The sequence below is a fragment of the Caulobacter sp. SRI_008 genome (assembly GCF_057586355.1).
The window spans coordinates 71,603-98,161 of the sequence record NZ_JBYCZS010000014.1 but is presented as its reverse complement, the minus strand read 5'-3'; the positions used below and the strand labels follow the sequence as shown (position 1 = coordinate 98,161).

19 protein-coding genes and 1 pseudogene are annotated in these 26,559 nt (G+C 69.0%); 11 read left to right on the top strand and 9 right to left on the bottom strand.

The annotated features are described in order from the left end of the window. Positions 1-103 precede the first annotated feature (103 nt). The gene (locus AC2YHT_RS14220; RefSeq protein WP_487290437.1) at positions 104-1,066 is read left to right on the top strand and encodes a hypothetical protein; all 963 of its coding nucleotides are present in this window, start codon (positions 104-106) and stop codon (positions 1,064-1,066) included. A gap of 6 nt (positions 1,067-1,072) precedes the next feature. Here AC2YHT_RS14220 and AC2YHT_RS14215 read toward each other — a convergent pair whose 3' ends face one another. Continuing rightward, on the bottom strand, positions 1,073-1,975 hold the full coding sequence (locus AC2YHT_RS14215; protein ID WP_487290436.1) for a LysR substrate-binding domain-containing protein: 903 nt from the start codon (positions 1,973-1,975) through the stop codon (positions 1,073-1,075). A gap of 116 nt (positions 1,976-2,091) precedes the next feature. Here AC2YHT_RS14215 and AC2YHT_RS14210 point away from each other — a divergent pair, with 116 nt between their 5' ends. Then, complete coding sequence (locus AC2YHT_RS14210; protein WP_487290435.1) at positions 2,092-2,847, top strand: SDR family oxidoreductase; 756 nt, start codon at positions 2,092-2,094, stop codon at positions 2,845-2,847. A gap of 214 nt (positions 2,848-3,061) precedes the next feature. Here the strand turns inward: AC2YHT_RS14210 and AC2YHT_RS14205 are convergent, their stop codons facing one another. From AC2YHT_RS14205 to AC2YHT_RS14195, 3 genes are all read right to left on the bottom strand, one after another. Further along, complete coding sequence (locus AC2YHT_RS14205; protein WP_487290434.1) at positions 3,062-4,279, bottom strand: RtcB family protein; 1,218 nt, start codon at positions 4,277-4,279, stop codon at positions 3,062-3,064. Positions 4,280-4,779: 500 nt separating this feature from the next. Further along, positions 4,780-4,905, bottom strand: coding sequence for a hypothetical protein (locus tag AC2YHT_RS14200; protein WP_110120497.1), 126 nt, complete (start codon positions 4,903-4,905; stop codon positions 4,780-4,782). Positions 4,906-5,064: 159 nt separating this feature from the next. Further along, the gene (locus AC2YHT_RS14195; protein ID WP_487290433.1) at positions 5,065-6,516 is read right to left on the bottom strand and encodes a protein adenylyltransferase SelO; all 1,452 of its coding nucleotides are present in this window, start codon (positions 6,514-6,516) and stop codon (positions 5,065-5,067) included. A gap of 266 nt (positions 6,517-6,782) precedes the next feature. On the opposite strand from AC2YHT_RS14195, the gene AC2YHT_RS14190 reads away from it, so the two are divergent. The 3 genes from AC2YHT_RS14190 to AC2YHT_RS14180 all read left to right on the top strand — a co-directional run bounded on the left by AC2YHT_RS14190 (position 6,783) and on the right by AC2YHT_RS14180 (position 12,721). Then, positions 6,783-9,389, top strand: a complete 2,607-nt coding sequence (locus AC2YHT_RS14190; protein ID WP_487290432.1) for a TonB-dependent receptor — start codon at positions 6,783-6,785, stop codon at positions 9,387-9,389. A 143-nt stretch (positions 9,390-9,532) separates the two neighbouring features. Continuing rightward, the gene (locus AC2YHT_RS14185) at positions 9,533-10,162 is read left to right on the top strand and encodes a hypothetical protein (RefSeq protein ID WP_487290431.1); all 630 of its coding nucleotides are present in this window, start codon (positions 9,533-9,535) and stop codon (positions 10,160-10,162) included. 135 nt (positions 10,163-10,297) lie between these two features. Continuing rightward, positions 10,298-12,721, top strand: a complete 2,424-nt coding sequence (locus AC2YHT_RS14180) for a M20/M25/M40 family metallo-hydrolase (protein WP_487290430.1) — start codon at positions 10,298-10,300, stop codon at positions 12,719-12,721. Between the two features lie 212 nt (positions 12,722-12,933). Here the strand turns inward: AC2YHT_RS14180 and AC2YHT_RS14175 are convergent, their stop codons facing one another. Next, positions 12,934-14,373, bottom strand: a complete 1,440-nt coding sequence (locus AC2YHT_RS14175; RefSeq protein WP_487290429.1) for an aldehyde dehydrogenase family protein — start codon at positions 14,371-14,373, stop codon at positions 12,934-12,936. A gap of 161 nt (positions 14,374-14,534) precedes the next feature. Between AC2YHT_RS14175 and AC2YHT_RS14170 the strand changes: the two genes are divergently transcribed. Next, entirely contained in the window at positions 14,535-15,158 is a 624-nt protein-coding gene (locus AC2YHT_RS14170; RefSeq protein ID WP_487290428.1) for a hypothetical protein, read from the top strand. Between the two features lie 7 nt (positions 15,159-15,165). Here the strand turns inward: AC2YHT_RS14170 and AC2YHT_RS14165 are convergent, their stop codons facing one another. From AC2YHT_RS14165 to AC2YHT_RS14155, 3 genes are all read right to left on the bottom strand, one after another. Continuing rightward, complete coding sequence (locus tag AC2YHT_RS14165) at positions 15,166-16,554, bottom strand: L-serine ammonia-lyase (RefSeq protein WP_487290427.1); 1,389 nt, start codon at positions 16,552-16,554, stop codon at positions 15,166-15,168. A 121-nt stretch (positions 16,555-16,675) separates the two neighbouring features. Continuing rightward, positions 16,676-18,328 carry a M28 family metallopeptidase gene (locus AC2YHT_RS14160; protein WP_487290426.1) on the bottom strand — a complete coding sequence of 551 codons (1,653 nt, stop codon included), beginning with the start codon at positions 18,326-18,328 and terminating at the stop codon, positions 16,676-16,678. A gap of 289 nt (positions 18,329-18,617) precedes the next feature. Further along, complete coding sequence (locus AC2YHT_RS14155; RefSeq protein WP_487290425.1) at positions 18,618-19,583, bottom strand: threonine ammonia-lyase; 966 nt, start codon at positions 19,581-19,583, stop codon at positions 18,618-18,620. Between the two features lie 127 nt (positions 19,584-19,710). Between AC2YHT_RS14155 and AC2YHT_RS14150 the strand changes: the two genes are divergently transcribed. The 5 genes and pseudogenes from AC2YHT_RS14150 to AC2YHT_RS14130 all read left to right on the top strand — a co-directional run. Beyond that, positions 19,711-20,325 carry an acyloxyacyl hydrolase gene (locus AC2YHT_RS14150; RefSeq protein WP_487290424.1) on the top strand — a complete coding sequence of 205 codons (615 nt, stop codon included), beginning with the start codon at positions 19,711-19,713 and terminating at the stop codon, positions 20,323-20,325. A 120-nt stretch (positions 20,326-20,445) separates the two neighbouring features. Next, positions 20,446-21,732 (top strand): adenylosuccinate synthase, encoded by a 1,287-nt coding sequence (locus AC2YHT_RS14145; protein ID WP_487290423.1) that lies wholly within the window; start codon positions 20,446-20,448, stop codon positions 21,730-21,732. 301 nt (positions 21,733-22,033) lie between these two features. Beyond that, positions 22,034-23,179, top strand: a complete 1,146-nt coding sequence (locus tag AC2YHT_RS14140) for a hypothetical protein (protein ID WP_487290498.1) — start codon at positions 22,034-22,036, stop codon at positions 23,177-23,179. A gap of 122 nt (positions 23,180-23,301) precedes the next feature. Then, the gene (locus AC2YHT_RS14135) at positions 23,302-24,105 is read left to right on the top strand and encodes a response regulator (RefSeq protein ID WP_487290422.1); all 804 of its coding nucleotides are present in this window, start codon (positions 23,302-23,304) and stop codon (positions 24,103-24,105) included. A gap of 17 nt (positions 24,106-24,122) precedes the next feature. Then, positions 24,123-24,274, top strand: a pseudogene (locus AC2YHT_RS14130) (hypothetical protein); the annotation flags it as partial. A 12-nt stretch (positions 24,275-24,286) separates the two neighbouring features. On the opposite strand, the gene AC2YHT_RS14125 reads toward AC2YHT_RS14130, so the two are convergent. Continuing rightward, complete coding sequence (locus tag AC2YHT_RS14125) at positions 24,287-26,557, bottom strand: TonB-dependent receptor plug domain-containing protein (RefSeq protein WP_487290421.1); 2,271 nt, start codon at positions 26,555-26,557, stop codon at positions 24,287-24,289. Positions 26,558-26,559 lie beyond the last annotated feature (2 nt).

The window sequence follows — 26,559 nt, the reverse complement described above, 5'->3', positions numbered from 1 at the left end:
GGAGGGCGGGTTTAGCAATACCCGTAAAATCTGTAAGCAGGCGCGACCCAAAATGGGTATTACTCCGATACCCCCGTTCGCACCCCGCCCCCTATCGCGTCTGATGTTCGCTTCCCCCCCGGCGACGACCACCGCCCTTCGCCTCGACGACCATCGCTTCTGGGCGGTCGCCCGCGCCAGCCTCGACCATGTGCGCGATACGGTCGAGATCACTCGCGGCGACCATGAGCTGCTCGACGCCCTGATCCTGACCGCCGCGCTGGACGCCAACATGGCCCCGGTCAAGCGCGCGCCGGACCTGCGCCAGGCCTATGGCGGCCCCAGCGTCTCGGCCCCGGACGACCTGCGCCGGCCGGTCAGCGTCAACGCCGTGGCCCAGTCGCTGAACCTGCCGTTCGAGACCGTGCGCCGGCGCGCCCGCCGGCTGGCCAAGGCCGGCCTGTGCGTGATCGGCCCCCAGGGCATGGTCGCGCCCCACAGCCTGACCACCTCGCCGTCCTATGTCGCCGACCAGCGGGCCCGCTACGACCGCGCCCGGCGGTTCTACGAGACCCTGAAGGCCCTGGGCGCCCTGCCCGCCTTCGAGCCCGCCCCGCCTTCCGCCCCGCCCGGAACCGAACCGCCGGTGCGCGCCGCCAACTGGGCCCTCTCCGAATACACCCTGCGCGCCTGCGCCGACCTGATCGCCCTGACCGGCGACGTCGTCAGCAGCCGCGTGCTGATGGAGCTGGCCCTGATCGCCACCCGCCCCGCCGCCAATGGGAAGGAGACGGGCCCCATCACGGCCGACCTCGACCCGGCCGGCGGCCTGGCCCGCCTGGGCCGCCCCACCCGCGTCGCCGCCCTCGCCGCCACTCTCAACCTGCCACGCGAAACCGTCCGCCGCCGGGTGGCGGAACTGGAAACTCAGGGCTTCTGCCGCCGCGAAGCCGACGGCGTGGTCGCGGCCCTGCCGGCGGCGATGGTTACGAGGGTGGTCGAGATGGCGCGCACCAACGCCGGCAACGTGCAGCGGCTGTTCGGGAGCCTGGCGCGGGCGGGGGTGCTGGCGGATTGGGAGGGGTGAGGTTGCTCACCCCGTCGGCCGGTCGCGGGCGAACACCATCGCCAGATGGTCGATGAAGGCGCGGACGGCCGGCGGCAGGCCGCGGCGGGTGGTGAAGACGATGTGGACGATGCCGTCCTCCGATCGCCAGTCCGGGAAGACCTGCACCAGCCGGCCCGTCAGGAGGTCGGCCTTGCAGACGTGATCGGGCAGGAAGGCCACGCCGACATTGGCGGCCGCCGCGTCGCGAAGCGCCAGGAAGTCGCCGCAGGTCATGCGCGGCTCGTGGCGGATCGCCACGGTCGCGCCGCCCGGTCCGACCAGGTCCCAGATCAGTTCTCCCGACTGGTCGGTCGGGCTGAGCGTGGGCAGTTCGGCCAGTTCGCTGATGTCGAGGTCCAGGCAACGTCCGGCCAGTTGCGGTCCGGCCACCAGGATGCGGCTGGAGCGGCCCAGGGTGCGCATGGTCAGGGCCGCGTCGGTCGCCAGGACGGTGCGCACCCGCAGAGCGACATCGATCCGCTCCTCGATCAGGTCGACCGCGCGATCGACAGCGATCACCTGCAACCGCACCTTTGGAAAGCGCGCCAGGAACTGAGGCAGACTCGCTGAAAGGGTCTCGACCAATCCTGTTGGGCAACTGAAGCGGATCACGCCGTCCGGCTCGCTGCGGGCCTCGGCGACGACGGCTTCGGCCTGCTCGACGTCCAGCGCCACGATGCGACATCGCTCGTAGAAGGCGCGGCCGACCTCGGTCACCCGGAACCGGCGGGTCGTGCGCTCGATCAGCCTCACGCCCAGCCGCGCCTCCAGCTGGGCCACCCTGCGGCTGAGGGTCGACTTCGGCTGGCGAAGCGCGCGGCTGGCGGGCGCGAAACCGCCGTGGCTCACGACGGCGGCGTACAGCAGGTAGTCGTTGAGGTCGGCCACGTCATCGTTCCATTTTCGGGACAATGAGTACCACAGTGGCCGTCTACCGGCCAGATCGTTCCAAGTTCATCTAGTCCTCAACGGCGAACGGTTCGCCGCCCAAGAGGAGATTTCAGATGACCGGCAAGTTCGAAAACAAGGTCGTGGTCGTCACCGGCGGAACCAGCGGGATCGGCCTGGCGACCGCCAAGCTGTTCGCCGCCGAAGGCGCCAGCGTGTTCGTCACCGGCCGCCGCCAGGCCGAACTGGACGCGGCCGTCGCCGCGCTCGGCCCCAAGGCGGTCGGCGTGCGGGCCGACATGTCCAAGCTGGCCGACATCGACCGGCTGTACGACGCCGTCCAGCAGCGCCACGCCCAGATCGACGCCCTGTTCGCCAACGCCGGCGGCGGCGACATGCTGCCGCTCGGCGCGATCACCGAAGAGCACTACGAAGACATCTTCGGCCGCAACGTGAAGGGCGTGATCTTCACCGTCCAGAAGGCGCTGCCGCTGCTGCGCGACGGCGCCAGCGTGATCCTGACGGGATCCACCACCGCCAGCACCGGCACGGCCGCGTTCAGCGTCTACAGCGCCTCCAAGGCGGCCGTACGCAACCTCGCGCGCAGCTGGACCCTGGACCTCAAGGATCGGGGCATCCGGGTCAACGTGGTCAGCCCCGGGCCGATCAAGACGCCGGGCCTTGTGGAACTGGCCGGTTCCGACCCCGCCCAGCAACAGAACCTGCTCGACTACATGGCCAGCCAGACCCCGATCGGCCGCGTCGGCGCGCCTGAGGAAATCGCCAAGGCGGTCCTGTTCCTGGCGTCCGACGATTCCGCCTTCATGGCCGGCTCGGACTTCGCGGTCGATGGCGGCGTCGCGCAGGTCTAGCGCGGCGAACTGGACCTGATCGACGTTCCGGCTCGGTGCTTGGCCCTCGTCCTTCGACAAGCTCAGGATGAGGACCATTTACAGGCCCCGGCAGCAGAAAAACCTCATCCTGAGCCCGTCGAAGGACGAGGTTTTCGTCTCAACCGCCGAATGTCGAGTGGACCTGATCCCCACGCAGAAACGCCGCCCGGTCTTGCGACCGGACGGCGTCCTGCTAGCCCTTCACGCACACCACCTGGCGCAGGGTGTGGACGATTTCCACCAGGTCGCTCTGGGCGGCCATGACGGCGTCGATGTCCTTGTAGGCCATCGGGGTTTCGTCGATCACGCCTTCGTCCTTGCGGCATTCCACGCCGGCCGTGGCGGCCATGTGGTCGGCCACGGTGAACCGGCGCTTGGCTTCGTTGCGGCTCATCGCCCGCCCGGCCCCGTGGGAGCAGGTGCAGAACGAGTCCGGGTTACCCTTGCCGCGCACGATGAACGACTTGGCGCCCATCGAGCCGGGGATGATGCCCAGCTCTCCGGCCTTGGCCGACACCGCGCCCTTGCGGGTGAGGTAGACCTCCTTGCCGAAGTGCTTCTCCTTGCTGACGTAGTTGTGGTGGCAGTTCACCGCTTCCTCCGTCACCACCAGATCCGGGAAGTGCTGGCGCAGCACCCCCAGCACCTCGTGCATCATCACCTCGCGGTTGGCCCGGGCGTACTTCTGGGCCCAGGCCACCGCGCGCACGTAGTCGACGAAGCCGTCGGAGCCCTCGGCGAAGTAGGCCAGGTCCTCGTCGGGCAGGTTGACGAACCAGCGGCGCATCTCGTGCTTGGCCCGCTCGATGAAGAACGTGCCGAAGCGGTTGCCCACGCCGCGCGAGCCCGAGTGCAGCATCACCCAGACGTCGCCGGCCTCGTCGAGGCAGAGTTCGACGAAGTGGTTGCCGGTGCCCAGCGTGCCGAGGTGCCCGAAGCCGCGCGGGTGGCCGGCCTTGGGGTTGCGGGCGACGATGTCGTCGTAGCCCTCCTTCAGATCCGCCCACTTCGCCGCGGCGATCGCCGGGGGCTCGACCTGCCAGGCGCCCTTGTCGTTGCGCCCGCCGTTGTCGGTGCGGCCGTGCGGCACGGCGGCCTCGATGGCCGAGCGCACGCCGAACAGGTTGTCGGGCAGGTGCTCGGCGCGGATCGAGGTGCGCACCGCCATCATGCCGCAGCCGATGTCGACGCCCACGGCGGCCGGGATGATCGCCTTCCAGGTCGGGATCACCGAGCCGACGGTGGCGCCCATCCCCCAGTGCACGTCGGGCATCACCGCCACGTGCTTGTGGATGAACGGCAGGCTGGCGACGTTGCGCAGCTGCTTGAGCGCCGACTCCTCGATCGGCACGCCTTGGGTCCACGCCTTGATCGGCGCGCCTTCGCTTTCGATGTGCGTGAAGCCGCTCATGGGCTTCTCCTTTCCAATCCGCCCCTCCCGGCGTCATGGTCGGAGGCATTTCCGCGCAAAACGAAAAACCCCTCCGGCCAAGGCCAGGAGGGGTTTTTCCGTAACGCCGACAGTCCGCTTGGACCTAGGCCGTCTTCCCCTCCGACACGCGCGCGCCATTACCCTCGACCTGGCGGTCCAGTTGGTAGCTGACGGTCGTGACTGGGGCTTTGCGCGCCATGGTCTTCGAAGTCCTCATCGGGAGGCGGGCGATTACAGGGTTACGCGAACCCGCGCCAGGGGCCGCGCGAGCGGCGCAAGCGGAAGTTGCGGGCGGTGTGGTAAATTTATCCCTCTCCCCTTGCGGGAGAGGGTGGCCCCGCGGAGCGGGGTCGGGTGAGGGGTTTCTCAGAACTCGCCGCCGCGACGGCGGACAGGCTGGGCGAGGTGCCTCCCGTCTGAGAGACCCCTCATCCGTCATCCTGCGGATGACACCTTCTCCCGCAAGGGGAGAAGGACGTTTAGGCCAGTTCCGGGCCGTCCGAGAGCGCTTCGCCGATGGCGCGGGCGCAGCCGGGAATGCCGAGGGCCCCGATGAACGACAGGGCCACGGCGCAGACCAGCAGGATCGGTTGGAAGATGCGCATGCGTTTTTCTCCACCTCAGAGCCCGCCTCGCCCGCCGGAAGGGGGTCGGCCGCGGGGTTGATAGACCGCCGTCCAGGTCGCTTAAACCGCTAGCGTGACGTTTGTTCCGGCCAGCCCGCCGGAAAACTCAGCATGCGGCATAATTGCCTCAAACTTATGTCACTGGTCGAGGTTGTAGGCCAGCCTCGCAGTCTCGATCCGCGCGAGTTTGTCGTTCAGCGGCGCCCAGTCGTCGGCCTCGGCGATCGGGGCCCACAGGGCCTCGACCTCGTCGATCAGCAGCTCTTCCGGCTCGGTTCGTCCGAACACGGGGTTTTCCAGGCGCTCCGGACGATCCGGCTCGAAGGCCGAGAGGCGGGCGCGGAACTCGGCGAAGACCGGGTCCTGGTAGAGCCCGCCGCGCGGCCCCTCCAGGGCGCGGCTTTCCGAGGCCTCGCCGCCGAACCAGTCGAAGAAGAACGGCTCCCAGCGCAGGGCCTCGCCGCCGGAAAGCCTGGTCCCTTCCGCCAGGGCCTTGAAGGCGGCGTTGACCAGCTCGACGTCGGCCTCCTCGCCCTGGCTCCTGACGGCCAGGCGGGCGATCACGGCCTCGCGCAGGGCGTCGCGATAGGCGGCCGAGAAGCCGTTGAGGGCGGCGATCAGGCCCGACTGGTCGGGCGATATCAGCGCCAGGCAGGCGGCCAGCTGCTGCAGGTTCCAGAACCCCGCCTCCGGCTGGCGGCCGAAGCTGTAGAGGCCCGAATGGTCGAAATAGGCGGCCGTGAAGTTGGGATCGTTGCCCGGCAGGAAGCGCCAGGGGCCGTAGTCGAAGCTCTCGCCGGTGACGACCATGTTGTCGGTGTTGAGCACCCCGTGCACGAAGCCGGCGGCCATCCAGCGGGCGACCAGGCGGGCGGTGCGGGCGACGACCTCCTGGAACATCGCCGTCGGCCGGTCGGGGGCGTCGATCAGGTGCGGGAAATAGGTCTCGACCACGTGGTCGACCATCGCCGTGATCAGGTCGGCGCGCTCGAAATAGGCCAGGCGCTGGAAGGTCCCGAAGCGTACATGGCTATGGGAAAGTCTCGTCAGCACCGCCGAGCGGGTGGGGCTGGGCTCGTCGCCGCGGGTCAGGGCCTCGCCGGTCTCGACCAGCGAGAAGGCCCGCGAAGTGGGAACGCCCAGGGCCTCCAGCAGGCCGGCGGCCAGGATCTCGCGCATCCCGCCCTTCAGAGTCAGCCGGCCATCGCCGTGGCGCGACCAGGGGGTCTGGCCCGAGCCCTTGGTGGCCAGGTCGAGCAGGCGGTCCGAACCGGCCTCCCGCTGTTGCGAAAACAGGAAGCCCCGACCGTCGCCGAGCTCGGGGTTGTACGAACGGAACTGGTGGCCGTGATAGCGCATGGCCAGGGGCCGGGACTGATTGTCCGGCAAGGCCTGGAAGCGCGCGAAGTGGGCGATCCACTCGGCGTCGGTCAGGCTCGCCAGGCCCACCGTGGCGGCCGCGCGATCGTTGCGGAAGCGCAGGATCGTTTCAGGAAAGTCGGCCGGGGCGACGGGGTCGGCGAACTCGCCCGCCTGCGCGACGAGGTCGGCGAATCGGGGATCGGGGCGATAGCGTTCGGAGACCGGCATGTGCGCCAGATGCGCCCGGCGCCGCCCGCGCGCAAGAAGCCCGCCCCCGCCGCAAGGTTTTAAGAAAGCGCGGATGTTCACATAACGCTGTCGCAGTTTCGCAACAGCAACTCTCGATCCGTGTTCCAGCAAGGATTTCGCTTGCCGAGCATCCGGACCGCCCATAACCATTGGCTGTCCATTCGAACAATCGTTCGGGTGTAGGCCAATCAAAAAGCCGGCGGGGGCGGTGCAAGCGCTCTCGTCATAACGAACCGAGGTAGGAAATGCGCTTTACCCAGGTGCTTCGCGGCACGGCGTCCGCCGTCGTGCTCGCGGGCGTCGCCGCGATCGGCGTCGCCCATGCTCAGGACACGGCCGCGGCGGCCGCCCAGGAGCCCGAAACCCTCACCGTCGACAGCATCATCGTCACCGCCCAGAAGCGCGAGCAGAACCTGCAGGACACCCCGGTGGTGGTCACCGCGGTCGGCGCCAAGCTGCTGCAGGACACCGGCGTCAAGGACATCAAGGACCTGACGATCCTGACCCCGGGCCTGACCGTGACCTCGACCACGTCGGAAGCCTCGACCACCGCCCGCATCCGCGGCGTCGGCACGGTCGGCGACAACCCCGGCCTGGAAAGCTCGGTCGGCGTGGTGATCGACGGCGTCTACCGCCCGCGCAACGGCGTGTCGTTCGGCGACCTGGGCGAGATGGAGCGCATCGAGGTGCTGAAGGGCCCGCAGGGCACCCTGTTCGGCAAGAACACCTCGGCCGGCGTCATCAACATCATCACCAAGGAGCCGGAGTTCGGCTTCGGCGCCAACGCCGAGGTCACGGTCGGCAACTACGACGCCAAGGGCGTGGCCGCCTCGGTCACCGGCCCGCTGTTCGACAGCGACAAGTGGGCTGGCCGCCTCTACGCCGCCGCCCGCCAGCGCAACGGCTACAACACCGTGGTGACCGGCGAGGGCCCGAGCACCGAGAAGGAAGACGCCGACCAGAACTTCTACACCGTGCGCGGCCAGCTGCTGTTCGTGCCGGACGACAACGCCACCTTCAAGCTGATCGCCGACTACACCAAGCGCGACGAAAACTGCTGCGGCGCCGTGCAGATCCGCACCGGCCCGACCGCCGCCGTCGTCAACGCCCTGAGCACCGGAACCGGCATCTCCAACCCGGCCGACCCGTTCAAGCGCGTGGCCTACTCCAACCGCGGCTCGCCGCAGGAGATCGAGGACAAGGGGATCTCGCTGCAGGCCGACATCGACCTGCCGATCGGCACGCTGACCTCGATCAGCGCCATCCGCAACTGGCGCACCGACACCGGCCAGGACAGCGACTTCACCGCCGCCGACATCACCTATCGCGCCAAGGACGGCACCAACTACGCCGAGTTCACCACCTACACCCAGGAACTGCGCCTGGCGGGGAACACCGAGCGCCTGAACTGGCTGGTCGGCGCCTTCCTGGCCGACGAGCGCCTCGACAACGAAGCCAACTTCCGCTTCGGGGCCGACTACGAAGCCTACATGTCGACGATCGTCCTGTCGGGCATCGCCGCCGCCCTGGCTCCGGCCGGCATCACGGTCAACCAGGCCAACGGCGCGACCTTCGCCTCGCAGATCACCGCCCTGCCCTACGGCAGCTCGTTCACCGCCGGCACCGGCCTGCACGACACCTACAACCAGCGCTCCAAGACCATCGCGCTGTTCACCAACAACACCTTCAAGGTCACCGACGCCTTCGACATCACCGTGGGCCTGCGCTACACGGCCGAAAGCAAGGACCTCAGCACCTACCAGACCGGCGCCTCGAACGCCTGCGGCGTGCTGCTGACCACCGCCGGCCAGCAGCGGGTGGCCTCCACCCTGGTGGCTCGCGGCGTTCCCGCGGCCCTGTTCGCCACCTCCACCGGCACGAGCCTGGTCTCGACCGTCGTCGGCAACATGTGCCTGCCCTGGGCCAACCCGCTGTTCAACGGCCGCGGCACCAAGCAGAGCATGACCGATCGTGAGTGGACCGGCACGGTGAAGGCGTCCTACCGCCTGAACCCGCAGGTCTTCGCCTACGGCTCCTACGCCCGCGGCTACAAGGGCGGCGGCTTCAACCTCGACCGCACCCAATCGTCGAACGGCCTGCCCAGCGGCGGCGTCGGCATCGTGCCGATCTACGACACCTCGTTCCCGGCCGAATACGTCGACAGCTACGAGCTGGGCCTGAAGAACACCCTGTTCAACCGCTCGGTGCTGTTCAACGTCACGGGCTTCTACCAGAAGTACGAGGACTTCCAGCTCAACACCTTCCTGGGCACCTCGTTCGCGGTGCGCTCGGTCGAGGAAGTGACCTCCAAGGGCGTCGACGTCGACTTCCTGTGGTTCACCCCGCTGCGCGGCCTGACCATCCAGAGCGGCCTGACCTACGCCAAGACCGAGTATGGCGACCAGAAGGTGGCCAACGACCCGACCAACGCCCTGGCCCTGCTGCCCGGCAGCCAGGTGTCGTTCGCGCCGGAAACCTCGGCCTCGGCCTCGGTGACCTACGAGCACCCGGTCGGCGGGACCCTGAAGGCCAGGTACAATGTCGGCGTCAAGTACATGTCCGACTACAACACCGGCTCGGACCTGTTCCCGTTCAAGGCCCAGGACGGCTTCGCCCTGGTCAACGCCCGGGTCGCTCTCGGCGACGCCGACGACAAGTGGACCGCCGAACTGTGGGCCCAGAACCTGCTCGACGAAGACTACTACCAGGTGGTGTTCAACGGGCCGCTGCAGGGCTCTTCGGGTCTTTCGGCCACCAACGCGGTCTACAACCGCGCCAACGACACCAACACCTACGACGCCTTCCTCGGCGCGCCGCGCACCTACGGCGTGACCCTGCGGGCGAAGTTCTGATCCGAGCCGCCAGAGCCCGGTCACGGGATCCGGCGCCTGGGGAAACACGGAAAGGGCGGCCTTCGCGGGCCGCCCTTTTTGGTTTTCGGAGATCATCGGCGAACACGGTTGTCCGGGCGCGAACACCCGTGCCAGATGGCGCCATGACGCTTCGATCGGTTCTGCTCGTCCTCCTGCTGGCCCTGGCCACGGCCGTCCCGGCGCCGGCCCAGGTCACGGGACCCATCCACGCCGACACGCCGCTTTGGCGGCCCGGCGGCGACGACATCTGGCCCCAGCACTTCTTCGACGACAGCGGCGCGTTCGGCTGCGTCCACGCCGTCAAGCTCGGTGTCTGGCGCTATCATGACGCCGAGTCCGAGGGCCCCGCCGACGATTCCTGGTACAGGTTCACCAACTACGGCGTCATGCACTGCTGGATGAACGTCGCCGAGGCCGACGCGCCGGACGCGTTCGGCGACACCCGTCCGGGCTTCCTGGTGAAGATCGGCGCCGCTGGCGGCAGCGAGCTGTGGGCCCTGCAGCTGGGCGCGAGGCCCGGCAGCGACTACCTCCTGCTGGCCCGCGCCCCCGGCGCGCTGGATCGCTTCACGGTGCTCCAGACCCCCTGCCCCAAGGCCGCCATCCGGGGCGGCCCGTCGCTCGACATCCTGGTCACCCGTTATTGCAGCATCAACAGCAAGCGCGAGATGCTCGCCCTGGCCCGCCGCGCGGCCAAGCTGCCCCCGGCCGGAACCCTGACCTTCGAACACGCCCCGCCCGATCCGGACTAGGGAGCGACCGCCTCCCAACGCCCTCGCGCCCGTTTTCCCTCCGCACGCCCGCCTTTTTCCCGTTTCCCGTTCGCGCGAACACCCCCAACCTCGAAGCGGGGCGAACCGCCGGGAAGACGCGAGGGCGAGCCGCGAATGAAAGCGATCAGACTCCTGGGGTTCTGGATCTGCCTGCTGCTAGGCCTGGCCCTGGCCGCCCTGGCCCAGCGCGCGCCGCCGCCCCTGCCCGCGACCGCGCCGCCAGACGCCTTCTCGGCCACGCGGGCCATGGCCGACGTGCGGACCATCGCCCTGCGCCCCCACCCCACCGGCTCGACCGACATCGTGCGGGTGCGCGAGCATCTGATGAGCCGGATCTCGTCGCTGGGGCTGGAGCTGGCCGTGCGTGCCGACGAGGGCTACGCCCCCGCGCGCAACCAGGGCCGGTTCCTGTCGGCCGGGGCGGTGCAGAACGTCATCGGTGTGCTGCCGGGGGCGGATCGCGCCAAGCCCGCCGTGCTGGTGATGAGCCACTACGACTCGGTGGCCAACTCGCCCGGCGCCGCCGACGACGCGGCCGGCGTGGCCGCCGCCCTCGAGGTGGCCCGCGCCCTGAAGGCCGGCCCCAAGCCGGCCCGCGACGTGATCTTCCTGTTCACCGACGGCGAGGAGCAGGGCCTGCTGGGCGCCGACGCCTTCTTCGCCCGCGATCCCCTGCGCGAGCGCGTGGGCCTGGTGATCAACATGGAGGCGCGCGGCGATTCCGGCCGCGCGGCCATGTTCCAGACCGGCCCCGGCAACGGCGCCCTGATGCACCTCTTCGCCCGCGAGGCCCGGCGACCGGCCGCCAACTCCCTGGCCGCGGCGGTCTACGAGAAGATGCCCAACGACACCGACTTCACCCACGCGGTGAAGGCCGGCCTGCCGGGGCTGAACTTCGCCTTCATCGACGACCAGCTGGCCTATCACACGCCCCTGGCCCGCGCCGACCACCTCGACCAGGGCAGCCTGCAACACCTGGGCGACCAGGTGCTGCCCACGGTGCGCGCCCTGGCGACCGCCGCCGACCTGCCGGCCAAGGCCCCCAACGCGGTCTATTCGGACCTCTTCGGCCTGGTGATGGTCAGCTATCCGGTGGAAGTCGCCTGGGGCCTGCTGGCCCTGGCCGGCGCGCTGGTGCTCTACGCCCTGGTGCGCGGCCTGATGATCAAGGGAACCAGCGTCGTCGAGCTGCTCAAGGGCCTGTGCGGCTTCCTGCTGGTCGGCGTCTCGGGCGGCCTGGTGCTGCACCTGGCCGGCAAGCTGCTGGGCATCGTGGATCTGCAGGGACACTACGCTCTCTTGGGCCGGTTCAACCCGCTGCTGCTGGGCGGTACGGCCTTGCTGGTCGGCACGGCTCTCGCCGTGGTGATCGGCCAGGCCAAGGGCGCGGCGCGGATCTGGCCGAGCCTCCTGGCGCTGGCCGCCGGCGGCCTCACCTGCCTGGTCGGCGGACCGGCGCTCGACCCGATCGGTCTGGGCCTCGGCGTCGCCGCCGCCGTGCTGGTCTGGGCCTCGCTGGGCAAGCCGGTGGGCGTGCTGGGCGCCTGGATCGGCGCGCTGGTCGGCCTGCTGGCCATCGCCATCGCGACCATGGTCCTGCTGCCCGGCGGCTCGGTGATGACCACCTGGCCGCTGCTGGTCGCGGCCCTGGCGGCGGTGCTGGTGCTGGCCAAGGGCGGCACCCGCAACAAGCGCGTGGCCCTGGCCCTGACCTTCTTCGTGGCCCTGGCGGCCGTGGCCGTGGTCGCCCAGGTCGGCGCCTGGGGCGGCTGGACCTTCGCCGGCCTCGGCGTCGAGCTGCCGGCGATCCTGGCGGCGTTCGGCCTCTTGGCCCTGCCGGCCCTGATCCCCCTGGCCCACGACTTCTCGGCCCTGAAGCTGGCGGCCATCCCCGCCACCCTGGTCGCCGGCCTGGGCGCGGCGCTCGTGGCCTACGCCGTGCTGGCCGGGGCCAGCGCCACGCGGCCGGAACTGACCGAGGCCGCCCACCTGTCGGACCTGTCGACCGGCCGCGCCTACCGCATCTCGACCCTGCCGCGGCTGGACGCCTGGTCGCGCGGCGCCCTGACCGCCCAGGGCGGCACGCCCGTGCAGCAGGAGCTGGTCCCGTTCTTCAAGTCCAAGGCCTGGCTGGCCGACGCCCGGCCCGTGCCGCTGGACCCGCCGCAACTGGTGCTCGAACAGGCCGGCGAGCGGCTGCTGGTGCGGGTGATCCCCGGTCCCGGCGCCGAATATGTCACGGTGCGGATCAGGCCCGACGGCATGCTGGCCGGCGCCCGCCTCAACGGCCGCCCCGTGCCCCTGACCACCAAGGCCGGCGAGTGGACCAGCCTGACCTACCACGCCCCCGACCCCAGCGGCGTGACCCTCAGCTTCAGCCGCCTGAACGGCTCCGGCCGCGTCGAGGCCGCCGCCCTGGAAGTCCGCGAAGGCTGGCCCCGCGCCACGCCCTCGCCGGGAGCCAAGCCGGACGGGCTGATGGCCTGGGGGCTGTCGGACAAGACCCTGGTGCTGACCCGGGCGAGCGTGAAGTGGTGATCCGTTTCGGAAAACCTCTCCCATAGGGAGAGGGAGGGGCCCGCCGCGCAGCGGTGGGAGGGTGAGGGGTTACACCCTCACCGCATTGCCCACGATTTGCCGGCACGCCGGCCGGCCTCGTAACCCCTCATCCTCCCATCCCGACATGCGTCGGGACGGGCCCCTCCTTCTCCCTATGGGAGAAGGGTTGGTCGGATGGGAGAAGGATCCCCTTACTCCGCCGCCTGCTTCGGCGCGTAGCCGAGGATCGCCTTGGTCTCGAGGAACTCGCCGAACGCGTGGTCGCCCCATTCGCGGCCGTTGCCGCTCATCTTGTAGCCGCCGAAGGGGGCCATCAGGTCGGGGCTGGCGCCGTTGAGATTGACCTGGCCGGCGCGGAGCTTGGACGCGACCTTGCGGACACCCTCCGGATCGCCGCCCGAGACGTAGGCGGCCAGGCCGTATTCGGTGTCGTTGCCGATCGCGACGGCCTGGTCGACGCTGTCGTAGCCGAGGATCGACAGCACCGGGCCGAAGATCTCTTCCTTGGCGATGGTCATGTCGGGGGTGACGTTGGCGAAGACGGTCGGCTTGACGTAGTAGCCGGTCTCCAGCCCTTCGGGCTTGCCGGGGCCGCCGGACACCAGGGTCGCGCCCTCGTCGACGCCCTTCTGGATCAGGCCCTGGATCTTGGTCCACTGCACTTCGGACACCACCGGGCCGAGCTTGGAATTGCCGCTGGGATCGCCGACCGTGTGGGCCTCGGCGGCGGCCTTGGCGATGGCGATCACCTCGTCCATGCGCTTGGCGGGGACCAGCATACGGGTGGGGGCGTTGCACGACTGGCCCGAGTTCATCATCACCGAGGCCACGCCTCCTCCCACCGCGCGCTGGAAGTCGGCGTCGTCGAGGATGATGTTGGGGCTCTTGCCGCCCAGCTCCTGGTGCACGCGCTTGACGGTGGGGGCGGCGTTCTTGGCCACCTCGATGCCGGCGCGGGTCGAGCCGGTGAACGACACCATGTCGACTTCAGGATGGCTGGACAGCGCCGCGCCGACCGTGGGGCCGTCGCCGTTGACCAGGTTGAACACCCCGGCCGGCACGCCGGCGGCTTCCAGGATCTCGGTCCACACCCAGGCCGAGAACGGCGCGATTTCCGAGGGCTTCAGCACCATGGTGCAGCCGACGGCCAGGGCCGGGGCGACCTTGCAGGCGATCTGGTTCACCGGCCAGTTCCACGGGGTGATGAAGGCGCAGACGCCGATCGGCTCCTTCACCAGCCGCGTCGTGCCGCGATCCTCTTCGAACTTGTAGTCCTTCAGCACCTGCAGCGCCGTCTGGACGTGGGCGACGCCCATCGCCGCCTGGGCGCGCTGGGCCAGCCAGGCGGGGGCGCCCATCTCCTCGGTGATGGCCTTGGCCATGTCCTCGAAGCGCTTCTGGTACTCGGAAATGATCCGCTCGAGCAGGTCGATGCGCTCTTCGCGGCTGGTCTGGGAGAAGGTGGCGAAGGCCTTGCGGGCGGCGCGGACGGCCAGGTCCACGTCTTCCACCGCCCCCAGGGTCACCCGGCCGGCGACGGCTTCGGTGGCGGGGTTGATGACGTCCACCGTCTTGTCGGACTTCGCCTCGACCCATTGGCCGTCGATGTAGAACTTCAGGTAGTCGCGCATGGGGATCCTCCTGCCGGGCCGCTCTAACCTGGGACGGGGGCGGCGCTCTTTCAAACGCTCATTCTAATTATCGGCGATCAGGTGGAAAGGGGCGCCGTCGGTGGAGTTTGTTAATTCGCCTCTCGGAAGTTGAGCCCACCAATCGATGCGAGGGAGCCGACATGGCCAAGCTGACGCCGCTCAACACGTTGCTGAACAAAGGCGCCGACAGCGACGCCGTCCAGGCTCTGGAACAGTTGGCCGCCGCTCGGCATCTGCTCGACGACGCGGCGTTCCGCCAGTCGCCCGATCCGCAAGACCAGGTGAACGTGCCGGTCACGGCGTTGGACAGGATCGTACACCAGAGCTACGGCTACGGAGCCGGCGACGTTCCCGGCGCCCTGGAAGCGGACTTCGCCTCCCTCTCAAGGTCGGAGGCCCGGCTGATCATCAGGCTCGCCGCCGCCGCGGCCGACCAGCCCACGGCCGAGCAACCAACCCAGAGGTACCTCGTCGATCTCGACCGGACGGCCTCGACCTACCAGAGCGCGTTTATCCGCATCGACATCCGGACCTGGGTCTCTGCGCTGGACGGGACGCACCCGCTGTCGGAACACATCGAGGGGCTGCTCGTCGTCTCGGCCGCTCGATCGTTCGTCGATATCACGCAGATGCCGCTCTACAATTTCATGACGATCTATCAGCGCCAGCTCACGCAATCGAACCGCTCGGCGAAGGACGTCATAGACGCCCTGGAAACCGTCCGGCACGTCTGGCATCGGGGGCTGGAGCGGCTCCAGGCCTAGCGCCGCCTCAGCACTCGACCCGGTTCACCGACAGGCCCACGGCCAGGCCGCCGAGCGAGGTCTCCTTGTAGATCTCGTTCATATCCTCGCCGGTGCGCTTCATCGTGGCGATGACCTTGTCCAGCGACACCGAGTGCTGGCCGTCGCCGAGCAGGGCCAGGCGGGCGGCGTCGATGGCCTTGATGGCGCCCATGGCGTTGCGCTCGATGCAGGGGATCTGGACCAGGCCGCCGATGGGATCGCAGGTGAGGCCCAGATTGTGCTCCATGCCGATCTCGGCGGCGTTCTCGATCTGGGCGTTGGTCCCGCCCAGGGCGGCGCAAAGCCCGCCGGCGGCCATGGAGCAGGCCACGCCCACCTCGCCCTGGCAGCCGACCTCGGCCCCCGAGATCGAGGCGTTGCGCTTGTAGAGCGCGCCGATGGCGGCCGCCGTCAGCAGGAAGACGCGGATCTGCTCGGGCGTGCCCTTGTGGAAGCGCACGAAGAACCGCAGCACGGCCGGCACCAGGCCCGCCGCGCCATTGGTCGGGGCGGTGACGACGCGGCCGCCGGCGGCGTTCTCCTCGTTGACCGCCATGGCCCACAGGTTGACGAAGTCCATGGCCGCCAGCGGATCGCTCATCTGGCGCTCCATCCGGCCAAGGATGGTCTGGTGGATCTGGCGGGCGCGGCGCTTGACCGACAGGCCGCCGGGCAGGATCCCGTCCTCGCGCATGCCCCGGTCGATGCAGGCCTCCATGGCCCCGAAGATGCGGTCGAGGCCGGCGTTCATCTCGCCCTCGCTCATCCGGGCCAGCTCGTTGGCGGCCATCACCTGGGCGATGGTCAGGCCGGCCTGATCGGCGCGTTCCAGCAGGTCGGCCGAGCTCTCGAACGGGAACGGGATCGTCGGGCCTTCCTCGGGCGGCGCATTGCGGCCCATCTCGCTCTCGTCGCGCACGAAGCCGCCGCCGATCGAGAAATAGGTACGCTCGGCCAGCACGCCGCCTTCGGCGTCGAAGGCGGTGAAGGTCAGGGCGTTGGGGTGCTGGGGCAGGCGCTCGTGGCCGGCGAAGACGATGTCGCGGGCCTCGTCGAAGCCGATCCCGATCTCGCCGCCCAGCAGCATCCACTGGGTCGCCTTGGTCTCGGCGAGAGCCGCCTCGCCGGCGTCGGGATCGAGGTTGGCGGGCGCAAAGCCCATCAGGCCCAAGATCACGGCGCGGTCGGTGGCGTGGCCTTTGCCTGTCAGGGCCAGCGACGCGTAGAGCCGGGTCTCGACCCTGGCGACGAGCGGGAGCTTGCCGGCGGCGCGCAGCCGCTCGACGAACATCACCCCCGCCGTCATCGGCCCCATGGTGTGGCTGCTGGAAGGGCCGACGCCCAGCTTGAAGAGATCGAAGACGGAGGCGGTCATTTTTATTCTTCACCGTTCTTCCCCGCGAAGGCGGGGACCCAAGCTGAGCTGGCCACGGGGTGCGCGGTCGACTCGGCTTGGGCCCCCGCCTTCGCGGGGGTGATCGGGCTACTTTTTTCTCTTACTTACGTTCGGCCTTGGTCTTGTCGCGCAGGTCCTTGAACTCGGACCCCGCCTGCCATTCCGGCCACACGCGCGAGTTCGCCAGATCCGCGCCGACCTTGTAGAACAGGCCGATGTCCATCGCCTGGCCCGACAGGTCCCAGTCCGCCGACCATTCGTCGGCCGGCTGGTGGTAGCGGTTGGTGGTGTAGTCTTCCTCGGCCTTCTCGCCGGCTTCCTTGCCGCCCTTCACGAGATCGTTGCCCGAGCCGACCGAGATCGCCGGCACGCCGCGCTTGGCGAAGGGGAAGTGGTCCGAGCGGTAGAAGTGGCCGGCCTGCGGCGTGGGATCGGGCGTGAAGTAGCGGCCCTCTTCCTTGGCCTTGGCCACCAGCATGTCCTGCAGATCGACCTTGCCGTCGCCCGAGGTGGTGACGTCCTTGGCCGGACCGGCGGCCGACAGGGCGTCGATGTTGAGGTCGGCGACCGTCTTGGCCAGCGGGAACAGCGGGTTGGCGGCATAGTATTCCGAGCCCAGCAGGCCCTTTTCTTCCGCCGTCACGGCCAGGAACAGCACCGAGCGCTGCGGCGCGGGGCCGGCCTTGAAGGCGCGGCCCAGTTCCAGCAAAGCCGCGATACCATCAGCGTTGTCGACCGCGCCGTTATAGATCTTGTCGCCCTTGGCGTCCGGCAGGCCCACGCCCAGGTGGTCCCAGTGGCCGCTGTAGATGATGCTCTCGTCGGGGAACTTCGTGCCCTTCACGCGGCCGGCGATGTTCTTGGAGACGATCACCTGGTGGTCGACGGCGTAGTCGGCCGAGAAGGTCGCCTTCAGGTCCACCGGCTTGAAGTCGCGGGTCTGGGCCTGCTGCTTCAGGACCTCGAAGTCGAGACCGGCCTGCTTGAAGAGCTCGACGGCCAGGTCGCGCTGGATCCAGCCTTCCAGCGGCGGGTGGCTCTTGCCCGGGTCCTTGCGGACGATGTCGAACATCGTGTTGGTGTTGGAGTTCTTGACCGTGTTCCAGCCGTAGGAGGCAGGCGCGGTCTCATGCACGATCAGCAGGCCGGCGGCGCCGCGGCGGGCGGCCTCTTCGTACTTGTAGGTCCAGCGGCCATAATAGGTCATGGCCTTGCCGCCGAAATCGCCCTTACCCGTTTCGAAGTCCGGGTCGTTGATCAGCACGACGACGATCTTGCCCTTGACGTCCAGACCCTTGAAATCGTCCCAGTTGCGCTCGGGCGCGGTGACGCCGTAGCCGGCGAAGACCAGCGGCGCGTCCTTGATCGACACCTTGTCGACATTGGTCATGGCCGCGCGGATGGCGATCTGCTCGCCCTGGGCCAGGTTGATGTGGTTCGACGCCGTCATGATGTGGGCGGCGACCGGGCCCTTGATCTCGAACTTGCCCAGCGGCACGTCCTGGGTCCAGGCGCGCTTGCCGTCCTTCTGCAGGTCGCCGGCCGGCTCCAGGCCGATCGCCTGCATCTGCTGGGTGATGTAGGCGACGGTCTTCTTCTCGCCCTCGGTGGCGGGACCCCGGCCCTCGAATTCGTCCGACGACAGCACCTTGATGTGCTGCGACAGGCGGGCCGGGTCGATCTTGGGCGCCTCGGCCGCATGCGAGAGCATGGGCGCGGCGATCAGGGCCGTGGCGAGGAGCAGGCGTTTCATCGTCGCTGTTCTTTTCGAGCGGTTCATTCGAAGGCGCGGACCCTAGCGGGTGGTTTTGACCGCCGCTAGGGGGTGGGGAGAAAGTGGGCATGCTTCCCGGTCCCCAGGGAACCTCCCCCTGTGGGGGAGGTGATCGCGAAGCGATCGGTGGGGGGTGTGACTGCGAAACAAGCCAAGGCGACGGAAGCTGAAAACTTCCCCCCACCGGCCTGCGGCCGCCTCCCCCACAGGGGGAGGTTCCTCATCCGTCGGCCTTCGGCCGCCACCTTCTCCCGCAAGGGGAGAAGGATCAGAGGACTTTTGAAAACACCGCTGGGTCCACGTTCCCGCCCGACAGCACGATGGCCGCCGTTTGCCCGGAGAGGTCGATCTTGCCGCTCAGCGCGGCGGCCAGCGCCACGCAGCCGCCCGGCTCGACCACCAGCTTCAGGTTCGCAAACGCCCAGCGCATGGCGGCTGCGACTTCCTCGTCGGTGACGGCGGCGATGCCCGTGAGCGTCCGGCTGTTGATCGGCCAGGTCAGGGCGCCGGGGATCGGGGTCAGCAGGGCGTCGCAGAACGAGCGGGCGTCGGGGTCGATCACCTCGCGATGGCCGCTGCCCAGCGAGCGGCGGGTTTCGTCGAAGCCGGCGGGTTCGGCGCCCCAGACCTGGGTGGCCGGCGACAGGGCCTTCACGGCGGTCGAGGTTCCGGCGATCAGCCCGCCGCCGCCGACGGGGCAGAGCACCTTGTCGAGGGTCGCGCCGGCGGTCTCGGCTTGGGCGATGATCTCCAGCCCCACCGTGCCCTGGCCGGCGATGATGTGCGGGTCGTCGTAGGACGGCACGACGATCATCCCGCGCTCGGTAGCGATCTGCGCGGCGATCGCCTCGCGGTCTTCCTTGAAGCGGTCGAAGAAGCGAATCTCGGCGCCGAAGCCGCGCGTGGCCTCGACCTTCACGCTGGGCGCGTCGAGCGGCATGACGATCAGGGCGGGCAGGCCAAGCTTGCGGGCCGCCAGGGCCACGCCCTGGGCGTGGTTTCCCGACGAGAAGGCGACGACGCCCCTCTCCTTCTCTTCGGCCGACAGCTGCGAGAGGCGGTTGTAGGCGCCGCGAAACTTGAAGGCCCCGGCCAGCTGCAGGGTCTCGGGCTTGACGAAGATCCGCCCCGACAGCCGCTCGGACAGGGCGGCGCTTTCGAGCAAGGGCGTGACGACGGCCTGGCCCTGGAGGCGGGCGGCGGCGGCCTGGATGTCGGCGAGCGAGACGGTCATGAGGCTGTCCACCGGCGGCTGCGTCTTCGCGGGAACAGCCCCGCGACAATCGACCGCACCGCTACTAGCTCGCGCCGGAAGTTCGCGCCATAAGAGAGCGGGAAGACTGCTGAGGGGCTCTCACACCATGAAGACCGCACTGCTGGCCGCCGCGGCCTGCGCCGTCCTGTCGCTCGCCGCCGGCACGGCCGCCAGCGCCGGCGAACTGATCGTCGGCGCCTACAAGCACGACGTCACCTTCATCGGCGAGGCCGTCGGCCTGGGCGCCGCCGGCCGCGAGGACGGCGTCGACCTGCACGTCGGCTACCGCACCGATCGCCTGGAGAACCTGCGCTGGCTGGGCAAGCCGCAGGTCCACGCTTTCCTGTCCCTGAACAGCGAAAACACCTCGAACTTCGTGGCCGCCGGCTTCAGCTGGCCGATCGACTTCGGCGACAAGGGCGGCTTCTATTTCCGCCCGGGCATGGGCCTGGCCTATACCGACGGCGAGACCAACCTGCCGCCGGTGAACCAGCCCGGCATCAGCCAGGCCGAGATCGATCGCCGCCTCAAGCTCTACTACACCCGCATCGATTTCGGCTCGAAGGTGCTGTTCCAGCCGGAGCTGAACCTGGGCTACCGCTTCAACGACCGTTGGGCGACCGAACTGTCCTACGTGCACCTTTCGAACGGCCAGATCTTCCACCAGGGCAAGAACCAGGGGCTTGACGATCTGGGCGTGCGACTGCTTTACGCCTTCTGACTTCGCGGGGGCCGCCTGACGGCCCCCTCCTGTCGCCGCACAATCTGATGAACGTCCGCCGCCGAGTCCTGTCGAAGGGCCGCGGGCGCTACCGGGCAGGTGACAAGGCATATCTCTATCATGGCCAACGTGACCGTCGTGGGCGCCCAATGGGGCGACGAGGGCAAGGGCAAGATCGTCGACTGGCTCTCCAACCGGGCCGACGTCGTCGTGCGCTTCCAGGGCGGCCACAACGCCGGCCATACGCTGGTGGTGGACGGCAAGGTCTACAAGCTCGCTTTGCTGCCCTCGGGCGTGGTGCAGGGCAAGACCTCGGTCATCGGCAACGGCGTGGTCGTCGATCCCTGGCACCTGCTGTCCGAGATCGCCAAGATCGCCGACCAGGGCGTGGCCATCACGCCGGACGTGCTGATCCTGGCCGACAACGCCGCCCTGATCCTGCCGCTGCACCGCGACCTGGACCAGGCGCGTGAAGCCGCCTCCAGCCAGAAGATCGGCACCACCGGCCGCGGCATCGGCCCGGCCTACGAGGACAAGGTGGGCCGTCGCGCCATCCGCGTCGCCGACCTGGCCGATCCGGAAGCCCTGAAGCCGAAGATCGAGCGCCTGCTCAGCCACCACGGCGCCCTGCGTCGCGGCCTTGGCCTGCCGGACGCCGACGCCGGCGCGCTGTTCGACCAGCTGATGGAGATCGCGCCGCAGATCCTGGCCTACGCCCAGCCCGCCTGGCGCGTGCTCGACCAGGCCCACAAGGCCGGCAAGCGCATCCTGTTCGAAGGCGCCCAGGGCGCCCTGCTGGACGTCGACCACGGCACCTATCCGTTCGTCACCTCGTCCAACACCGTCGCCGGCCAGGCCGCCGCCGGTTCGGGCATGGGTCCCAAGGGCCCGGGCTACGTGCTGGGCATCGTCAAGGCCTACACCACCCGCGTCGGCGAAGGCCCGTTCGCCTGCGAGCTGCAGGATGACGTCGGCAAGCACCTGGCCACGATCGGCCGCGAGGTCGGCGTCAACACCGGCCGTCCGCGCCGCTGCGGCTGGTTCGACGCGGTGCTGGTGCGCCAGTCGGTGGCCATCAACGGCATCGACGGCATCGCCCTGACCAAGCTGGACGTGCTGGACGGCCTGAAGACCCTGAAGATCTGCGTCGGCTACAAGATCGGCGACAAGATCCTCGACTACCTGCCCGCCGGCATGCGCGACCAGGCCGCCGCCGAGCCCGTGTACGAAGAGATCGAAGGCTGGAGCGAAAGCACCGCCGGCGCCCGCTCGTTCAAGGACCTCAACGCCAACGCCATCAAGTATGTGCGCCGCGTCGAGGAACTGATCGGCGCCCCGGTGGCCCTGCTGTCCACCAGCCCCGAGCGCGACGACACCATCCTGATGCGCGACCCGTTCGCGGGGTAAGCTTTTGAAACCTCTCCCATGGGGAGAGGGAGGGGCCCGCGCCGTCAGGCGTGGGAGGGTGAGGGGGTACGACGTCAGCCGTCCTATCCCCCTCGCCCCTTGCCCTGTCCGGAAAGTCTGTAACCCCTCACCCTCCCATGCTTCGCATGGGCCCCTCCCTCTCCCTATGGGAGAGGTGAACCGAGGCGGGAGAAGGAACTCACGGAGGCCGACAATCCCCATAATGAGGACTACCTACGGTCGCGGTTAGCGATTGCTTAGGTCGGCAAGGCTACAACCCTCGTGTCACCAAGGGGGTCGCCTGATCTTGTCCGCGCGTCGAAAGCTCTCTCCGGTCCGCAAGCCGGACCGATTGACGCGCAGCCTGCGCGCCCTGGAGCGCACGGCCTCGACCAGCCGGGTGCTGAACCTGCTGGCCATCGCCGCCGACAGCCACAAGCGGCCGGAATATTCGCAGCATCCGCTGTTCCGCAACCGGGTCCTCAACAACAGCCTGATCGTCAAGCACCGCCTGCGGACCGACGACCTCTTCCTGTTCGACGAAGCCCGCCCCACGGCGACCAAGATCATCATCCCGTTCGAGCGCAGCGACCTGTCGCTGGGCGGCCAGTCGTTCTTCGTCGGCCAACGCGGCTGGATCGACCTGCTGCGCGAGGCCTGCAACGATCCCACCGACATGACCCGGGACCTGGCCACGCTGCGCATGATCGACATGCTGCCGTCGCTGGACCCGTTCCTGCTGCGCGAGCACCTGCGCCGCCACGGCATGATCGTGGCCCCCTGCTACTTCGCCCTGTCGCCCGGCGACCTGGAGCAGATGCAGGGCTTCGTCACCGTCGAGATCTCGCGGCTGATCGACCTGGCCTATCGCGACAGCGGCCGGGTGAACGGCGCGGCCGCCGCCCGCCTGGTCGAGGCGCTGCTGTCGACCGACGTCGACGAGCGGCTGGAGCCCCTGCGCGAGACCCTGGTCCTGGAGGGCGAGAGCTTCCGGGAGGGCGTCTTCAGCTGGAAGGGCTTCCTCTATTACAAGTGGATGCTGACGCGGCTGTGGCCGCAGCTGACCGCCACGGCCGGCGAGATCGGCCAGATGATCATCACCGGCGCCCGCGAGGCCGAGACGGCCCGCTATGTCGACGACGCCCGCAAGCGGCTGCAGCACGGCGTAGTGGTCGAGCGCGCCTCGATCCTGCGCACGCTGAAGGTCTATGACGACGCCTTCGAGGACCTGATCGACAACGGCAAGCCCCAGGCCTTCCGCGAGTTCCTGCTGCGCGCGCCCGAGATGTTCCTGTCCCTGGGCGAGAAGGTCGGGGTGATCTCGCACATCGCCAGCTTCTGGCGCTACCGCTTCCCCGAGGGCCAGCAGGCCATCGTCGACGTGGAAGAAGCCGTCGACATCCTGCAGGACTTCGACTCCGGGTTGTCGGCGTCGCTTTCGATCTGAGATCGCCCACCTGAGGTAGGCGATCTGACGCAGAGGAGCCGCCTGGTCATCAAGCGGATTTTTACCCTCGCGCCTTAAGAGTCGGGGTCCGTTCTTCCCGACCAGCGAAGAGGCCCCGCCCCGTGTTCGACGACAACCCCCGCACCCTGCAGCGCATCGCCGCCAAGATGCAGCGCGTGTTGGTCGTCGATCCGAGCAACGCGGCCGTCCGCCTGCTGGGCGACCAGCTGCGCCACGTGGGCAATGTGCAGGTCTTCGCCGCCCCGACCATCGAGCAGGGCTGGGGCATGGTGCGCACCGTCGACCCGCAGATGATCTTCGTCGAGCACGCCAGCGCCGGCCTCGACGGCCTGGCCCTGGCCCGCAAGATCCGCCGCAGCGACCTGGCCTGCCGCCAGAACCCGATCATCATGTGCACGGCCGAAGCCACCGCCGAAGCCATCTTCGGGGCCCGCGACGCCGGCATCCACGAGTTCATGCGCAAGCCGTTCACGATCAAGGATCTGGAACGCCGCCTCGAGGCCGTGACCCTGAAGCCGCGCGACTGGGTGGAGGCCGTGCAGTACGTCGGTCCCGACCGCCGCCGCTTCAACTCGGCCGAATACAAGGGTCCGCGCAAGCGCAAGGCCGACGCCGCCGGCACGCCCGCCGCGCGCCTGTCGCAGGCCCTGCGCATCGTCAAATCCGCCGCCCAGTCGCTGGACAGCGATCCGGCCCAGGCCCGCCGCGCTCTCGCCGCCCAGGCCGCCGAGCTGAACGCCGTCGGCGTGGCGGTGAAGGATCCGCGCCTGGTCGAGGCCGCCGCGGCCCTGGCCGGCTGCACCACGGCCGACTTCTCGGTCGGCGGCGGCCGCGCCGAACTGGTCAGGCGCATCGACGCCCTGATGGGCTTCATGACCGACGAGGGCAACGGCCGGGCGGCTTAGGAGTTTCCCTTCTCCCCTTGCGGGAGAAGGTGTCGCCGTAGGCGACGGATGAGGGGTCTCTCAAAAGCAGAACGCCGCGACGGCCGATCGGCTGTCGCGGCGTTTGTCTTAGTGCAACCCCTCATCCGACCCGCTGCGCGGGCCACCTTCTCCCGCAAGGGGAGAAGGATCAGGGCTCCGATCAGAACGCCATGCGGGCGATCAGCTGGAAGGCCGGGCCGGCTTCTTCCGATTCCAGTTCGTATTCGGCGTAGTTGCGGGCCTTCTGGTCGGCCAGGCTGTCGAACTTGTCGAAGGTTTCCTTCTTCTTGCCGTTCAGCAGGTTCGAGCCGGTCAGGCGGATGGTGGTGCGCTCGCCGATGCGCTTCTCGACGAAGATTTCCAGCTCGCCGCCGTAGGTGGTGTGGACCTCCTCGCCGATCAGGCGGTCGAAGGCCTCGCCCTGCTTGCGGTAGGTGGCGCCGAAGGCCGCGCCCAGCTTCGGCAGGTCCTGGATGAAGCCGACATTGGCCACGTACTTGGCCTGGCCGTTGAAGCGGCGCTTGCCCAGCACGTCCGAGATCTCGCTGTCGAGCCAGGAGTAGTTGAAGAACACGCCGGTGTTGTCCAGGCCCACCACGGTCAGCGGGGTCGAGAGGTCGAACTCCAGACCCCAGACCTTGCCGTCGCCGACGTTGCGCGACTGCAGCACGCTGGCGGTGCCGCCGGCCGAGCCCACCACGCCGGTGTCGGCCAGTTCGATCAGGTCGGTGACGTCGCGGTAGAAGAAGTTGACGCCCGCCACGCCCTGGCGGCCGAGGCGACGCTCATAGCCGACGTCCAGGCCCCAGGCGGTTTCCGGCTTCAGGTTCGGATTGCCGATGAAGTCGTTGTCGCCGTACTCCTCCTCGAGGACCGCCGGCGAGATCTGGTCGAAGCCGGGGCGGCGCACGGTGCGGGCCACCGAGGCGGTGACGCGGTCGTCGTCGGTCAGGCTCCAGCGCAGGTGGGCCGAGGGCAGCAGGATGGCGTAGTCGAGGCTGGTGTCGCGCAGGGCGGCCGCGGCCGTCTCGTCGGTGATCGAGACGTCGGTGGTCTCGTAGCGCAGGCCCGCTTCCCACTTCACGTTGCCGGCCTTGCCCGACAGCTGGACGTAGGGATCGACGCGCTTTTCCTCGATCTGGTTCACGCCGCCGGGGACGGCTTCGTAGGGGTTGCTGACCGCGGTCGCGCCGATGTTGTAGCGGTTGCGCAGGGTCTGGATGTCGCTGTCGCGGCTCTTGTCCTGCAGGTCGACGCCGAACTCCAGCTTGGCCGCGCCCAGGTCACGCTCGTGCTTCAGCTTCAGCGTGGTCTCGGTGTCCTCGATGTCGGTCGTGGTCCGGTCGAAGGTGTAGCGCGGCTTGGAGCGGTTGTAGTCGGTGTCGTCCTCGCGGTCGAAATCGGTCTCGGTGAAGCGGGCGTAGGTGACGCGGGCCGAGCCGACGCCGCCGAACATCTCGTGCTTGTACTTGGCCGACAGGGTCAGGGTTTCCTGGTCGGTGTCGACGATCTGGTGGTTGATGGTCAGCAGGTTGCCGCCGGTGGTCTTGCCGAACACGATCGGCGCGGTCGAGCCGCCGGTGCGGGTGTTGTACTCGAGCGAGTATTCGTCCTGCTTGCGGTCGGTCTTGACGTAGAAGGCCGACAGGTCGAGGTCGCCGCCGGCCAGGGGCGTCTGGTAGCTGGCGTTGAACGAGTAGTCCGTGCCGTTGCGCACGTCGCTCTGGTCTTCGCGGTTGACGAAGGCGCCGTTCGGGCTGGCGTAGCGCAGGCTGGTCTTTTCCTTGGGGTTGCGACGGCCCTGCAGGTTGGCGCCCAGCAGCAGGCGGCCGGGGCCGACCTGGCCGCCCCAGACGCCGCCCAGGGTCTCGCGGATGCGGCCGTCGTTGAAGCCCAGGGCCCCGACGCGGAAGAAGCCGCCGTCCAGCGAATAGGCGTCGCGCAGCACGATGTTGACGGCGCCGGCCAGGGCGTCGCCGCTACGGTTGGCGCTGGCGCTGCGGACGATCTCGACGCGCTCGATCAACTCGGCGGGGATGCGGTCGACGAAGAACGAGCGGTCGACGCCCGAGCCGGGCACCTTCTCGCCGTTGATCAGCACCTGGGTGTAGCCCGGATCCAGGCCGCGCATGCGCACGCCGTCCGATTCCAGAACGTCCGACAGGAAGGCCACCGAAGGCACGCGCTTGAGGGCGTCGCCGGCGGTCAGGGGCTCGAAGCGCTGGAAGTAGTCGAGGCCGTATTCGAGGACCGGGGCGGTCTCCTCGCTGCGGTTGCGATAGGCGATCTGGGCCTGGACGACGACTTCCGATGCCGTGACCGGCTCTTCGGCGGTGGCGATCGGGGCGTCGGCGAGATCGGCGGCCGCGGCTTGGGCCGCCATGGCCAGGGGCGCGAGGGCGCACAGCGCCAACAGAGCGGTCTTCTTCATCG